This window comes from Thermoanaerobaculia bacterium, assembly GCA_035260525.1.
Classification (GTDB): domain Bacteria; phylum Acidobacteriota; class Thermoanaerobaculia; order UBA5066; family DATFVB01; genus DATFVB01.
Genome location: DATFVB010000066.1, coordinates 1 through 13516, shown reverse-complemented (window position 1 = coordinate 13516; position 13516 = coordinate 1). Strand labels below are relative to the sequence as shown.

At 67.9% G+C, this 13516-nt stretch carries 9 protein-coding genes; 7 read left to right on the top strand and 2 right to left on the bottom strand.

Going from position 1 to position 13516, the window contains the following annotated elements:
* The coding region (locus tag VKH46_03180) for a 2-dehydropantoate 2-reductase (protein HKB69818.1) at window positions 1-946 on the bottom strand (946 nt) is incomplete at its 3' end.
* Window positions 947-1006: 60 nt separating this feature from the next.
* A complete protein-coding gene (locus tag VKH46_03175) occupies window positions 1007-3688 on the bottom strand; it encodes a protein kinase (GenBank protein HKB69817.1) in 2682 nt (893 codons plus the stop codon).
* A gap of 192 nt (window positions 3689-3880) precedes the next feature.
* Here VKH46_03175 and VKH46_03170 point away from each other — a divergent pair, with 192 nt between their 5' ends.
* From VKH46_03170 to VKH46_03140, 7 genes are all read left to right on the top strand, one after another.
* Window positions 3881-5908 (top strand): heterodisulfide reductase-related iron-sulfur binding cluster, encoded by a 2028-nt coding sequence (locus tag VKH46_03170; protein HKB69816.1) that lies wholly within the window; start codon window positions 3881-3883, stop codon window positions 5906-5908.
* Between the two features lie 2 nt (window positions 5909-5910).
* A complete protein-coding gene (locus VKH46_03165; protein ID HKB69815.1) occupies window positions 5911-6381 on the top strand; it encodes a hypothetical protein in 471 nt (156 codons plus the stop codon).
* Window positions 6381-6638: a hypothetical protein gene (locus VKH46_03160; GenBank protein ID HKB69814.1), complete on the top strand. Its 258-nt coding sequence runs from the start codon at window positions 6381-6383 to the stop codon at window positions 6636-6638. The genes VKH46_03165 and VKH46_03160 overlap by 1 nt, the downstream gene beginning before the upstream one ends.
* A gap of 164 nt (window positions 6639-6802) precedes the next feature.
* Window positions 6803-7378, top strand: a complete 576-nt coding sequence (gene sufT, locus VKH46_03155; protein ID HKB69813.1) for a putative Fe-S cluster assembly protein SufT — start codon at window positions 6803-6805, stop codon at window positions 7376-7378.
* A 494-nt stretch (window positions 7379-7872) separates the two neighbouring features.
* Window positions 7873-11535 carry a pyruvate:ferredoxin (flavodoxin) oxidoreductase gene (nifJ, locus tag VKH46_03150; protein HKB69812.1) on the top strand — a complete coding sequence of 1221 codons (3663 nt, stop codon included), beginning with the start codon at window positions 7873-7875 and terminating at the stop codon, window positions 11533-11535.
* Window positions 11535-12539 (top strand): dihydroorotate dehydrogenase-like protein, encoded by a 1005-nt coding sequence (locus VKH46_03145; protein ID HKB69811.1) that lies wholly within the window; start codon window positions 11535-11537, stop codon window positions 12537-12539. The genes nifJ and VKH46_03145 overlap by 1 nt, the downstream gene beginning before the upstream one ends.
* 221 nt (window positions 12540-12760) lie before the next feature.
* Entirely contained in the window at window positions 12761-12973 is a 213-nt protein-coding gene (locus VKH46_03140; GenBank protein ID HKB69810.1) for a hypothetical protein, read from the top strand.
* Window positions 12974-13516: the final 543 nt, after the last annotated feature.

The following is a 13516-nucleotide window of genomic DNA, read 5'->3' as shown; positions in this document are numbered from 1 at the left end:
ACCCGGAGCTTCCGGAGATAGATCGGGCTCTGTTCTCCTGCGGCAGGAGCGCCGCGTAGAGGAAATCGTTGACGGGCGTCGGCACGCCCGCTTCCCGTCCGAGCCGCACGACCGCTCCCGTCTGGTTCTCGAGCTCCGACGGCCGGCCCTCCTGGACGTCGCGCTGCATCGACGACGTCGCGTCCGGAGGGATCTGGCGCTCGAAGAACGCGAACGTCTTCTCGAAGGTGTCGGGCGGGATCGGGACGCCGCGGGCGCGGCCGACTTCCTGCGTCTCCCGCATGCATTCGCGGAGCATCGCGCGAGTCTGCGGCGTCGAACGGATGGCGCCGGCGTCGCTTCGGCTGAGCGACCCGACGCCGGAAAACGCCGCGATGAAGACGAACTTCTGCCAGAGCGCGACCCGCACGTCGTCGGGCGCCTCGACCGTGACGCCGCGGCATCGCCGGAACGCCTCGCGGAGGCGGTCGACGCGAGGGCTCGTGCCCCCCGTCATCTCCCCGAAGGCGAGCGACGGCTCGACCCCCGCGTGCCGCACGACTCCCGGCGCCGCGATGAAGCTCACGATCTTGCAGAGGCCCGGCAGCACGCGGTCCGTCCCCAGCTCCGCGGCGAGCTGGTCGGGTGCCTCGACTCCGTTCTCGAGGGGGATCGCGACGCCGTCTCCGGGCAGGAACGTCGCGATCGCTTTTGCCGCCTCCGGCACCTGCCACGCCTTGACGGAGACGACAACGGCGTCGACGGGCCCGACCGCGGCCGGATCGTCGGTCGCCTGCGCCGGAAATACACGAAAATCTCCCGCGACGCTGTCGACCGCCAGGCCGCGCTTCCGGATCGCCTCGAGGTGCGCGCCGCGGGCGATGAAGGTCAGGTCCTCGCCCGCCTCGGCGAGCCGGCCGCCGAAATACCCGCCGACGCCTCCGGTCCCGAAGATCGCGAATCGCATCGAGGAATTATCGGCGAAGTCAGAGGAGAGCTTCTCTCCCCGCCTTCCGTCGCTCGGCAATCATCTCTTCAGCGCCGTGTCCCAGTGGGTGACGACCGTGATCGGCGGCGCTGCGCTCGCGCCGACGAGAGTGTTGACGAGAAAGCGGCCGTCCGGCGCGACGTCGTAGGCGACATTGCCGGTATAGCGGGCGAGGGTCTGGAACAACGCCCTCGGCGCACCCACCGAAAAGGCCGGGCCGGTCTCGCACGGCGCGGCCATGAGCTTGCGATCGCCGGCGAGAAAGAAGATCTCCCTTCCGGTGCGCGACCAGACAGGCTGCACGCCTCCGCCGTTCGAGACCTGCCACCGCCCGCCCGGTCCCGGAAACGCGGTCACGTACGCCTCCCAGGTCCCGGACTCGTTCGAAGCGTAGGCAAGCCACTTTCCGTCGGGCGAGATGCGGCCATCGGTTTCGCTGGCGTCCGATCGAACGATCGGTTCGGGCGTCGCGCCCGCCTTCAGCGAGAGCCGCCAGAGATCGTATTTCGTCCTAGGATCAAGCCGCTCGAAAACGAGCGTCGAGCCGTCGGTCGACCAGTCGGTGGGGGATTTCGCTACCTCGGACGCGAGCACGGACCGCTCTTCGCCGGAGCCTTCGAATGACTTCATGAAGATGTCCGATGGTCCATTGCGATTGGTGTCGAAAGCGACGCGGGACCCGTCCGGAGACCAGACGGGATAGTGATTGACCGATTGGGAGAAGGTGAAGCGCGTCCCGCCGCCGCCCGTCATGTCGAAGATCCAGATGCTCGAGGCGCCGTTAGCCGGATCGATCCGGTTGGTGGCGAGGCGGCGGGCGTCGGGGGAGAGCCGCGGGTCCTCGTAATCTCCCGGCTCTCCTACCGAGCCGAGGAGCTTTCCGCCGCGATCGAACCAGTCGAGCTCCGAAACGGGGGGCAAGGGGCCATTTTGATAGACGAGGACGCCGTTGTCGGATACCGAGAAGGCGCTACTGGCCGTGTTCCGGTAGAGAAGGACGCGTGGAGCGATGGGGACCGTCGGGCCAGTCACCTGCCCGCGCTTCCAGTCGAAAGGCGCCGCCACGAGCGTGTCGTCGCGGACGTAAAGGATCTGTCCCGAGGGCGCGTATGCGAACGAGGAGCTCGCGAGGACGACCGAGGTCGCCCTCGTGGAATCGAGCGAGCCAAGACAGATCGCGCCATCCTGCCGCGAGGGGCTGTAGCTTGTTCCGAACCGCAGAAAGAGAAAGTGGCGCCCATCGGGGAGGAACTGCGGCCAGCGGTGGCTGCTCTCGTGTTGCGGGTCGACGAATCGGGTGACCGGGACGGGCGTGCCGCCCGAGGCCGGAACCCGGTACAGCGGATCGTAGGCTCCCGGCGAGAAGAGGATGACGCCGTCGCGGCTCCACGCGCCTCCCCGCCCCAGAACGGCGTCGCAGAGACTCTGGACCAGGCCTCCCGCCGTCGCGATTTTCTTCAATTTCCCGCCCGCGAAGAAGCCGATCGCGCGGCTGTCGGGGGACCAGAAGGGATAGCTCGCACCGTCGGTGCCCGAGAGGGGCCGGGCGTCGAGCGCGTTCAGGCCGCGAAGGTAGATCTGCTTCTGGCCCTCCGAGGACGTCGCCACGAAGGCGATCTGCGTTCCGTCCGGCGAGACGGTCAGCGGGCCCGCGTCGCGCCCGATCACGTTGAACGTGGCCTTCGTCGGCGCGTCGATCTGGAATCGGACGGGCCCTCCCGCTGCCGGAGCGGGGCGAAGCCGCGAAGCGGCGAACCAGACGGCGGCAGTGGCCGCGGCGCCGGCCGCCGCCCACCCGATTCCTCGAGGTCGCCGAGGCGGCGCGGCGGCTGCGGCCGTCGAGCCTCTTCCCGACTTTTCGGACAGGCGGCGGCGGACACCCGAGATCTCGCGCGCGAGGTCTCTCGTCGACGCGTACCGTTCGTCGGGATCCTTGGCGAGGCAGCGCTCGACGATCCAGCACAGCGGCGCGGGAACCGACGGGTGCGAGTCGGCGATCGGGGGCGCTTCGTCCCGCAGGATCGCCGCCAGGGTCTCGCCGCGCGTTTCCCGCCGGAACGGGAGCTCGCCCGTCAGCATCTCGTAGAGGATCACGCCGAAGGAAAACTGGTCCGATCGGTAATCGACCTTCCTTCCGCTCGCCTGCTCGGGCGACATGTAGGAAACGGTTCCCATGACCGCCCCGGCTTCGGTCTCGATCCGGTCGGATGTCGGCATCTGCGAGAGCTCGGCATCGGGCGTCTCGGCGAGCTTCGCGAGACCGAAGTCGGCGATCTTCGCGGCCCCGGACTTCGTGAGGAGGATGTTCTCCGGCTTCAGGTCCCGATGCGTGATTCCCTTTTCGTGCGCGGAGGCGAGTCCCGACGCGATCTGCTCGGCGATCTCGATCGCCTTTCGGACGGGAAGCGCGCCCTCGCCGAGGGGGGACCGCAGGTCTCCACCGTCGACGAGCTCGGAGGCGAAGAAATGGACGCCGTTCTGTTCCCCGACGTCGAACACCGTGACGATGTGCGGATCGGAGAGCGCGGACGCGGACCGGGCCTCCCGTTCGAACCGGCGCAGGTGGTCGGCGCTCGAAGCGGCGGTTCCCGAAATCACCTTGACCGCCACTTCGCGGCCGAGCCGCGTGTCGCGAGCCCGGTAAACCTCTCCCATGCCGCCCGCTCCCAGGGGAGACAGGATCTCGTAAGGGCCGAGTTTCGTTCCGGCGACGAGAGTCATTCAAACCTCAGGGCCGCCGTCACGATTCGAATCGTTGTCGCGGGGGAGTCACTCGCCAAGTCTACCTTCGTCGCAGGGAGGGCGCGCGGGGGCCTTCGGGGCGGCGGCGATGGGGAAACGGAGGTGCTTTCGCCGCCGGACCGCGCTTGCGCATCTCGGGATTCGGGGCGAGATGTGGTGAAATGCGGGCGCATGAAAAACCTCGCGGCTCCGACGGCGGGGACCTGGATGGGCCTTCCCGGGACGGTGATCTTCGCGCTCCTCGTGCTCGCGGCGATCCTCGCGTTCGCGTATTCCGCTTCCCGGCGCTTCCAGGCGCTGCTGGCGGGGAAGCGCGAAAACCGATTCGACCGGCTTCCGACTCGGTTGGGAAAGACGATCGAGTACGCGTTCCTGCAGCTCCGCATGTTCCGGGACCCGTACGCCGGGACGTTCCACATCCTGATCTTTTCCGGGTTCGTCGTCCTCACCGTGCGGACGACGGCGCTCGTCGTCGAGGGTTTCGCCCCCTCGTTTCAGCCGTTCTCCGGCACGCTCGGCCACGGCTACAACTTCGTCAAGGACGTGATCGAGCTCCTCGTCTTCGTCGGCGTCGCGATGGCGGCCTGGCGGCGGCTGTTCGCCCGGCCGAAGCGGCTCGACCCGTCGTTCGACGCGTGGTTCATCCTGTTCCTGATCGATCTGCTGATCGTGACCGACCTCGTCGCCGACGCCGCCCGGATCGCCCTCGACCCCGCGCGCGCGGGTTGGTGGTCGCCGGTGAGCGCTCCGGTCGCCTCCCTCCTCGGGGGGATGGCCCCCGCCGCGCTCGCGACCCTCTTTTCCGCCTGCTGGTGGGTGCACCTCGTCGACATCTTCTTCTTCGGCAACTACCTGCCGTATTCGAAGCACTTCCACATCATCGTGGCAATCCCGAACATCTTCCTTCAGAAGCTCGAGCCGATGGGGCGGCTTGCGACCGTCGACCTCGAGAACACCGAGACGTTCGGCGCGTCGAAGGTCGAGGACTTCACCTGGAAAGCGCTGCTGGACGGCTACACGTGCACCGAATGCGGCCGCTGCCGCGTCGTCTGTCCGACGGTCCTGACCGGCAAGCCGCTCGACCCGAAGAACCACATCACGACGTTCCGCGACGCGTTCTACGCGGAGACGCCGCGGCTCCTCGCGGAGGCCTCCGGCCGCGGGAGCGGTCCGGCCGCGGAGACGAAGCCGCTGATCGGCGGATGGATCTCGGAGGACACGATCTGGGCCTGCACGACGTGCGGCTTCTGCACGACCGCGTGCCCGGTCTTCATCATCCCGGCGGTCGACAAGATCGTCGAGATGCGGCGGCACCTCGTCCTCGACCGCGCCGAGTTCCCGAAGGAGATGCAGACGGCGTTCCGCGGCATGGAGACCAACGGCAACCCGTGGGGGATCGCCGCCGCTTCGCGCGGCGATTGGGTTGGAGACATTCCCGTCGTCACGATGGCCGAGGCGGAAAAGGGCAGTGTCGAGTACCTCTTCTGGGTCGGTTGCGCCGGGTCGTACGAGGATCGGGCGAAGAAAGTGTCGAAGGCGCTCGTCGAGATCCTCCGCGAGGCGGGCGTGACGTTCGCGATCCTCGGGACGGAAGAAACCTGCAACGGCGATTCCGCGCGGCGGATGGGTAACGAGTACCTCTTCCAGACGCTGGCGCAGCAGAACGTCGAGACGATGAACGGCTACGGCGTCAAGAAGATCGTCACGAACTGTCCGCACTGCCTCAATTGCCTGAAGAACGAATACCCGCAGTTCGGCGGCGACTACGAGGTGATCCACGGGACCGAGCTCGTCGCCGAGCTCATCGCACAGGGTCGGATCCGGATGCAGGGCGAGCTCTCCGAATCGATCACTTTCCACGATCCCTGTTATCTCGGCCGCTACAACAAGGTCTACGACGCGCCGCGCCGGATCCTCGAGTCGATCCCCGGCGTGACCCTCCGCGAGATGGAGCACTCGAAGGAAAAGGGGCTCTGCTGCGGCGCGGGCGGCGGCCGCATGTGGATGGAGGAGAAGCTCGGCGAGAGGATCAACCAGACCCGCATGAAGGAGATCGCCGCGATGGAGACCGACAAGGTCGGCGTCTCCTGTCCCTTCTGCATGGTCATGATCGCCAACGCGAAGGAAGAGATCCAGCAGGGGCCGCCCGCGTTCGACGTTTTGGAGCTCGCGCGCGCAGCGATGAAGGCGGCGGGTTGACCGTGGACTTCGGGGCGACGAAAAGCGTGCTGGCCGCGCTGGAGCGCGAGGGAGTCCGTTACGTGGTCTTCGGGGCGGCGGCGATCAATCTTCTCGGTCTTCCGCGCGCGACACAGGATCTCGACATTTTCGTCGACCCGGACAGGGAGAACATCGGGCGTCTGAAGTCGGCGCTCCGCTCCGTTTATCCGGACCCGAACATCGATCAGATCGATGCCGTCGAGCTCATGGGAGAATATCCCGCCGTGGAATACGTCCCCCCGACGGGGACGTTCCACATCGACATTCTGACCCGGCTCGGCGAGGCGTTCCGCTATCGCGACATCGAGTCGCAGAGGGTGCTCTTCGAAGGCATTCCGGTGACCGTCGCGACCCCGCGTATGCTCATCCGCATGAAGAAGGGCACGGTTCGCGCAAAAGATCACGCCGACGCGGCCATGCTCAGGGAACGCTTCAAGATCGAGGACGAGTGATGCCGATACGAAAGTTTCGAAGCATCGAGGAGATGAAGGCGCACTGCGACCTCTGGTTCGAGCCCGGTGACCCTCGCCTGTGGCGGGCGATGGAGGCCGTCTGGGGTTTCGCCCTCTCCGCCAGCGGGCTGCGGTTTCCGCCGGGTGTCTACAAGCACCGGACGCTCGAGGAATCCGACCGCCTGCGTGAGGAATGGGAGATCGCGTCGATCCAGCGGCGTCAGGCAGAGAATCGAGAAAAACCCGTCACAAAATAAGGCCGAACCGCCGTCGAGTCGAAATCGCCTGACGAAAGTGTCGCGCCAAGGGGGCACACGCGAACGGAAGCCATCCGCTTTCGTTGCCGGTCGAAGAGCGTCGCGAGGCCGGAAGTCTCGGAGGCGCGCACCCCCGGGATAGAATCGACATCGGAGGCCCGAAAATGCCCGGTTATCCCCAGTCCATCCTGTCCCTTTCCCGCGACGTCGTCGCGATGCAGATCCCTTCCGGCGAGCGGATCGCGCTGCCGTCGAAGACCCTCGTCCGGATCACCCAGACGCTCGGCGGCAATTTCACGGTCGAAGTCCCGTCCATCGGAGGACTCTTCCGCATCGAGGGGAAGGACGCCGATGCGCTCGGCGTCGAGATGCCGGAGGAGGCGAAGAAGGCCGCCGAGGCGACCGCCGGCGCCGGCCCGTCGTCGGCCGAAGGCGTCGAGAAGGCGGTCTGGGAACAGCTGAAGACGGTGTTCGACCCCGAGATCCCGATCAACATCGTCGAGCTCGGCCTCGTCTACAACCTGGAGGTCAAGCCCGTCGGCAACGGCTTCCGCATCGAGGTGAAGATGACGCTCACAGCGCCCGGCTGCGGCATGGGCGCGGCGATCGCCGACGACGCGAAGCGCAAGATCGAGTCGGTTCCCGGCGTCGCCGAGACCGACGTCGAGCTCGTGTGGGAGCCGGTTTGGGGGCCAAACATGATGAGCGAGGCGGCGAAATTAACGTTAGGTTTCATGTAAGTAAGGACGCGCGCCGATAACGTCGGCGCCGAGTTGAAGCGACCGCGGTCGCTTAATTCGGCGCGCACGTTGCCTCGTACCCCCCCGGTACGACTCGGCCGCGGATCGGACGCCCGCATCCCACCTCGCTCGCGTATAGCCGTGCGCGGTATCTATCCCGCTGAACTGGTCCAGGGTATGGTGGTCTTCCATGAGTCCGCCGCGGCGAAACTCACCGTCGGTTTCATGTTGCATGGACGCTGCTTCCACGCGGGGCCCTTCGCATCGCGGGGGACCCTTCGCGAAGTAACCGAGCGGAGGTCCCGCGATGCGGGAGCGGGAGCGTCGGCGAAGGGGGTGGCGGCGGCGCGGTCGAGCCGCTCGTTCGGCGAGCCGCGCCGCCGCCACGCGCTCCCGGTCCCCGAGCCAGCTCCCGCGATGGAAAACGGCTCAAACGGCGCAAATGATTCATCCTCATCAGGCCCGCATGCCTGTGGAAAAGCTACGGTTCGGGCATGCCAAACGGACGCTGGATCACTCTCGACGCCAACGAGGCGGTGGCCTCCGTCGCTCACCGGCTGAGCGAGGTCATCGCGATTTACCCCATCACCCCCTCCTCCCCGATGGGTGAATTCGCCGACGAGTGGTCCGCGTCCGGGCGGCGAAACCTCTGGGGCGCGGTTCCCCAGGTCACCGAGATGCAATCGGAGGCCGGCGCGGCCGGAGCCGTGCACGGAGCGCTCCAGGCGGGCGCGCTCTCGACGACCTTCACGGCGTCCCAGGGGCTCCTCCTGATGATCCCGAACATGTACAAGATCGCGGGCGAGCTCACGCCGTTTGCGATGCACGTCGCGGCCCGGACGCTCGCGACGCACGCGCTCTCGATCTTCGGCGACCACTCGGACGTGATGGCGTGCCGGCAGACGGGCTTCGCGATGCTCGCCGCGTCTTCCGTCCAGGAAGCGCAGGATCTCGCGGCCGTGGCGCACGCCGCCTCGCTTTCGAGCCGGGTCCCTTTCCTTCACTTCTTCGACGGGTTCCGCACGTCCCACGAGGTCGCGAAGATCGTCCCGCTTTCCGACGACGAGCTTCGAGCGATGGTCGACGAGCGGCTCGTCGCGGAGCACCGCCGCCGCGCGCTCTCGCCGGATCATCCCTTCATCCGGGGAACGGCCCAGAATCCGGACACGTTCTTCCAGGCGAGCGAGGCGGCCAACCGCTTCCACGACGCCGTGCCGGCCTTGGTCGAGCGGGCCATGGACGTTCTCGCGGAGCGCACGGGCCGGCGGTATCGTCTCTTCGACTACGCGGGGCATCCCGCCGCCGAGCGCGTCGTCGTCGCGATGGGCTCCGGCGCCGAGACGGCGGCCGAGACGGCCCGCCATCTCGAGGCGCTGGGAGAAAAAGTCGGCGCCGTCACGGTGCATCTCTATCGGCCGTTCTCGATCGAGGGCCTCGCCGCCGCGCTTCCGGCGACCGTCCGTTCGATCGCGGTCCTCGACCGGACGAAGGAGCCGGGCTCGGTGGGCGAGCCGCTCTTCCTCGACGTGCAGGGCGCGCTCGCCGAGGCGCGCGAGCGCGGGCTGACCGCGGCCGAACCGCGGCTGATCGGCGGGCGGTACGGCCTCTCCTCGAAGGAATTCACTCCGGCGATGGTGAAGGCGGTCTTCGACGAGCTCGGCAAGGAGACTCCCAAGAGGCGCTTCACGGTCGGGATCGTCGACGACGTCACGCATCTCTCGCTTCCCTACGACCCCGAGTTCGAGATCGAGCCCGCCGAGGTCACGCGCGCCGTGTTCTACGGCCTCGGCGCGGACGGCACGGTCGGCGCGAACAAGAACACGATCAAGATCATCGGGGAGGACACCGACAACCACGCCCAGGGTTTCTTCGTCTACGACTCGAAGAAATCGGGCGCCGCGACGGTTTCCCACCTCCGGTTCGGCCCCCGGCCGATCCGCTCGCCGTACCTCATCCGGCGCGCGAGCTTCGTCGCCTGCCATCAGTTCGAGTTCATCAAACGCGCCGACGTCCTGGACGTGCTCGAGCCGGGAGGCGAGTTCCTGCTGAACGCTCCCTACGGCCCGGACGAGGTCTGGGATCACCTGCCGCGTGAAGTCCAGGAGACGATTCTCGAGAAACGGCCGCTCTTCTACGTGATCGACGCCAACAAGGTCGCGCGCGAAGCGGGGCTCGGGGGCCGGACGAACACGATCCTCCAGGCGTGCTTCTTCGCGATCACGAACGTGATCCCCCAGGAGAACGCGATCGAGCGGATCAAGCACGCGATCGAGAAGACCTACGCGCGCAAGGGAAGCGAGATCCTGAAACGCAATTTCGCGGCGGTCGACGCCGCTCTGTCGAACCTCTTCCTCGTCGAGATTCCCTCCGCCGTGACCGGTCTTCCCAGGCCGCCGACCGTCCCCGCCGAAGCTCCCGAGTTCGTCCGGCGGATCACGGCGGTCCTGATGGAAGGGAAGGGCGACGCCCTGCCGGTCTCCGCGTTTCCGCCCGATGGGACGTGGCCGCTGGGAACCGCGAGCTTCGAGAAGCGAAACATCGGAGCCGAGATCCCGGTCTGGGATCCCGTGCTCTGCATCCAGTGCAACAAGTGCGTCCTGATCTGCCCCCACGCGGTCATCCGCGCGAAGGTCTTCGACCCCGCGCTCCTCGAAACGGCGCCCTCGACCTTCAAGTCGGTCGACTTCCGCGCCGCCGATTACGCCGGGATGAAGTACACGCTCCAGGTCGCGCCGGAGGACTGCACGGGATGCTCGCTCTGCGTCTCGTTCTGCCCGGCCAAGGACAAGTCCGACCCGCGGCGCAAGGCGATCGAGATGACGCGCCAGGCGCCGCTCCGGGACGCGGAGAAGGAGAACTTCGAGTATTTCCTCGGCCTGCCGGAGCCCGACCGCTCGCGCCTGCGCGTCCTCGACGTCAAGGGGAGCCAGTTCGCCCAGCCGCTCTTCGAATTCTCGGGCGCCTGCGCCGGCTGCGGGGAGACGCCCTACGTGAAGCTCCTGACGCAGCTCTTCGGCGACCGGACCCTCATCGCCAACGCGACGGGATGCAGCAGCATCTACGGCGGGAACCTGCCGACCACGCCCTACGCGGCCAACGCCTCCGGGCGGGGTCCCGCGTGGTCGAACTCGCTGTTCGAGGACAACGCGGAGTTCGGTCTGGGAATGCGGCTCGCGCTCGACAGCCTTTCCCAGCAGGCCCGCGACCTGCTGCGCGCCCTCGCCCCGGAGGTCGGCGAGGAGCTCGCCGGCGCGATCCTGGCCGCCGGAGGCGCGCCGGCCGAGATCGAGCCGCAGCGCGTCCGCATCGCGGCGTTGAAGGAACGGCTCGCGGCGATCGGCTCGGCCGAGGGCCGGCGCCTGGCCGAGATCGCCGACGCGCTCGTCCGGAAGAGCGTCTGGATCGTCGGCGGGGACGGCTGGGCGTACGACATCGGCTTCGGCGGGCTCGATCACGTGCTCGCGTCGGGGCGCGACGTCAACATCCTCGTGCTCGACACCGAGGTCTACTCGAACACCGGCGGACAGCAGTCGAAGGCGACGCCGTTCGGCGCGGTCGCGAAATTCGCGTCGGCCGGAAAGCGCTCGCCGAAGAAGGACCTGGGGATGATCGCGATGAGCACGGGCGCGGCCTACGTCGCTTCCGTCGCGATGGGCGCCCGCGATCACCAGACGTTGAAGGCCTTCCTCGAGGCCGAGTCGTACCCCGGACCGTCGCTCATCATCGCGTACAGCCACTGCATCGCGCACGGCTACGACATGGCGTACGGCGCCGACCAGCAGAAGCTCGCCGTCGAGAGCGGCGTCTGGCCGCTCTTCCGCTTCGACCCTCGCCGCGCCGAGGCGGGAGAGGCGCCCCTCTCGATCGACTCTCCGGCGCCGAAGGCGAGCGTGGCGGATTACCTGAAGAACGAGAACCGGTTCCGCGCCGTCGAGCGGACGGGCGCCGACGCCTGGAAGAAGATGGTCCTCGAGGCCGAGCGCATCTCGAAACGTCGCGAGGCACTCTACCGGCACCTCGCGGCGTTCCACGGCGGCAACGGGAACGGCGGGGGTCCCGCCGCGGCGTCCTCGTCCGCGTCGGCCGCCCCGAAGGTCACCTCCAGGGCGGGTTCGCCGGGCGGCTCGCCGGCTCCGGAAGGCGCGAACGAGGCCTGATGGACCTCACGACGGTCTATCTCGGCCTCGCCCTGCCCCATCCGCTGATGCCGGGCGCCTCCCCGATGGTCGACGACCTCGATACGGTCCGCCGACTCGAGGACGCCGGGGCGGCGGCGATCGTCATGCATTCGCTCTTCCAGGAGCAGATCGTGGACGACGAGGTGCGGCGGCACGTGCATCTGGCCGCGTTCGAACAGTCGAACGCCGAGGCTCTCTCCTACTTTCCCGGAGCGTCGGAGTTCGAGCTCGGGCCGGAGGAGTACCTCGAGCACGTCGCGCGGCTGAAGGATGCCGTCTCCGTGCCGGTGGTCGCGTCGTTGAACGGCACGTCTCCCGAGTCGTGGGTCGAATACGCGCGCCTGATCGAGCAGGCGGGGGCCGACGCGCTCGAGGTGAACTGCTACTTCCTCGCGACGGACCCGCTGGAGAACGGCGAGGACGTGGAGCGGCGGACGATCCAGGTCGTCGAGGCGGTCCGGAGCGCCGTGCGGATCCCGGTCGCGATCAAGCTTTCGCCGTTCTACTCGGCGTTTGCGAACCTCGCGCGCTCGCTCGACGAGGCGGGGGTCGACGGGCTCGTACTCTTCAACCGCTTCTACCAGCCCGACATCGACATCGAGAACCTCGAGATCCAGCCGAGCCTGCATCTGTCCGACTCTTCGGAGCTCCTCCTGCGGCTGCGCTGGCTCGCGATCCTCTCGGGTCGCGTGAACGCTTCGCTCGTGGTCTCCGGCGGCGTGCACACGGCGACGGACGCGGTCAAGGCGGTGATGGCGGGCGCCGACGCGATCCAGATGGTCTCCTCGCTCCTGCGCCACGGTCCCGAGCACATCGCCGTCGTGCGGCAGGAGATGGAGCGCTGGCTCGAGGACCACGAGTACGAGAGCCTCGCAGAGGCGCGGGGGAGCATGAGCCACAAGCACTGCCCCGACCCGGCCGCGCTGGAGCGGGCGAACTACATGCGGATTCTGCAGAGCTGGCGCCGCGGCAGCGAGTGGTAGAGGCGCGGACCATAAGGGTCGTTATACGAGTTCGTTCGACCCGCCCGCGGGCGGGTCGCCCGAACCCGTCTTCCAACCCTTCGGGCCGCGTCCCTGGTGGACGCATCTTGCGGCATGGCTCTTCCGGATCGCCCCGGCCGACGCAACCGAGTGACGCATTCGCATCTGTTGCCGCTTCCGTTCCGGCGCGATCCTGCCGGAAGGAAACGAGGGAGGGTGCCATGAGAACCTTCGAAGACTTCACCGAAGTTGCCGTCGGCAGCCGGACGCCCATGGAGGGGCTGGTCTCGGCCTGCCCGCGCTGCGGACGCTCCGGCATTCTCGAGCCTCTCGCGGATGGAGGTCGGGACTTCGTCCACGTCGAGAGCGAGGAAGTCATGGGGGACGGAATGCTGGTCGAGCCCATCGACTGGTGCCGGTTGACCGGCGTCTAGCCGGCGCGGCGATGCATCGAGCCGGGCGTGCGCGTGCCGCCGGCCGTCCGCACGACGTACGCTTCCGGTACGCCTTAGCGGCCGGCCGGTGACCCGCATCCCGCCGGGCTCGCGCCTCGCCGCGCCTCGACGTCGAATCTATTGAGATATGGACAGTCCTGTAATCTTTCGTTGGCTGGCGCGGCGACTTGTCGCGCCGAAGCGAAGCGAAGGCGGATGCATCGAGCCGTCCGCCTCCGCTCTCACGAGCTACGGCGCGATCGGCCGTGAGCTCGCGCGAACCGTATCGGCCGGTCGATGCCGATAGGATCGCGCCGAAGCTTCAGCGAAGGCGGAGGCGGGCGCGTGCCGCCGGCCGTCCGCACGACGCACGCTTCCGGTACGCCTTAGCGGCCGGCCGGTGACCCGCATCCCGTCCGCCTTCGCCGAGGCTTCGGCGGATCGAAGCGAGGACACCGCCTTCCGAGCCAAGAAACGTCATCGGCGATCGATCCGCCATAGCTCGTGAGAGCGACGGCGGACCGGGCTCGCGCCTCGCCGCGC